1 protein-coding gene is annotated in these 1,525 nt (G+C 59.1%); it reads right to left on the bottom strand.

The window, feature by feature from the left end; genetic code table 11:
• Nucleotides 1-390: 390 nt before the first annotated feature.
• Nucleotides 391-1,525: radical SAM protein (locus CW742_RS12630; RefSeq protein ID WP_292420892.1), on the bottom strand; the 1,135-nt coding region annotated here is incomplete at its 5' end.

Genomic DNA, 1,525 nt, shown 5'->3' with positions numbered 1-1,525 from the left:
GATGGGGGCTGATGCCCCCATACTCCAATTATGATGCTTGCCGCTGAAGTCGAAGGCTGATGCATTCTCCAGGTAATCCTCGCTGTGTGACAAAGGAACACGAGAAGAGAGTCATCAGACTCTCTTCGCTGATGCGACGAATACCTCCCCAAAGGACGCGCCGCGGCGGCATCCATTTTGTTTTCATGATACCAATTCTTGTTGGAGTGTCCCTTTCTGGTAATACAGAGGTATCACCTGCGCTCCCGCCCTCTCGGATGCAGGGCTGGCGCAAGGGGGGCAATCGAAATAGGAATTAGGTATTCTTCAGAGTCAATGATCTGCAAGATTTTCGGCTTTATTGACCTACTTTTTTCGAATGAAAATGGGAATTTCTACAGGGCCAGACTTTTATTTATTCTTCATCCGGCTCACCGGAAACACCCCTCTCCGGGCCACCTCGTCGCATAACCACGGCGGCGAGACCAGTTTCCCGCCATACCCGTAGTTGTTCGCAACACAGCCCGTCCGGCAGGTCCGGGCATGGATGCAGTTCCCGCAGATGCCGGGATAGTTCGCAACATCGGCAAAGTCCCTCCGGAGCCCCTGGATGACCGGGTTGTTCAGCCAGATATCGCGGATGCTCGTCTCCCCAAGTTTCCCGTACACCAGCTCGGGGATGGTCTGGCCAATCCCGCAGAGGGCGATCTCGCCCGTACCGATGATCCCGAGGATGCCGATAACCCCGCAGTCGCAGGCCTTCCCCTTTGTCCGCCACAGTTCGTTGAACGGGGTTAGGGCAGGGGGCATGGAGAGGAACAGTTCAACCTTGGCGTTCGGCCGGAGCTCCTCGTTCACGTACCGGGCAAGATCGAGGTACTCGTCAAAGCCGATCGTCTCGCCCTTCTCGTGCATCGCGATGCCGCGGCCGGTTTTTGTCACCGGGTTGAACTTCACCGACCGTGCCTTGTGAGCCGTGGCAAGGTCGATCACGTCCTGCATCTGGTGCCGGTTCTTCCGATGGATGGTCATAATGACCTGGCAGTTGTCGTAGCCGGCCGCTACCAGGCAGTCGAGGCCACGGAGGGCGGCGTCATACGCACCCTTCACGCCCCGGAAGGCGTCGTGCTCCGCTGCAACGGGCGAGTCGATGCTCACCGAGGCAAACCAGCACTTCGTCTCCTTCTTCAAAAACTGCGCCAGCTCCGGGGTCATGAGCGTCCCGTTCGTCTCCATGTTGAACGAGATCCCCTCCTCAGTCAGCATCTTCGCTATCTCGCGGAACTGCGGGTGGTGCATCGGTTCACCGCCGGTCAGTTTCGCACAGCCAAGGCCAAGCGTCTTTGCCTCGCGGATGGCGTCCCGGAGCAGGTCGATGTCTATGTAGGTTCCGGGCACGGGTTTTCCCCCGGCATGCTCCGGCGCGATCCAGCAGTGCCGGCACCGGAGATTGCAGGTCGAGGTCAGGTACAGGTAGAACGAATTGAGCCGGGGCACGCCCTCCGGGAGATCGAGGGTGCGGGCGGGTTCTCCCGAAGTGGTGGCG

The organism is Methanoregula sp., from assembly GCF_002835825.1.
Lineage (GTDB): Archaea > Halobacteriota > Methanomicrobia > Methanomicrobiales > Methanospirillaceae > Methanoregula.
The sequence above is the reverse complement of the archived record's forward strand: the minus strand, read 5'-3'. Positions and strand labels throughout refer to the sequence as shown.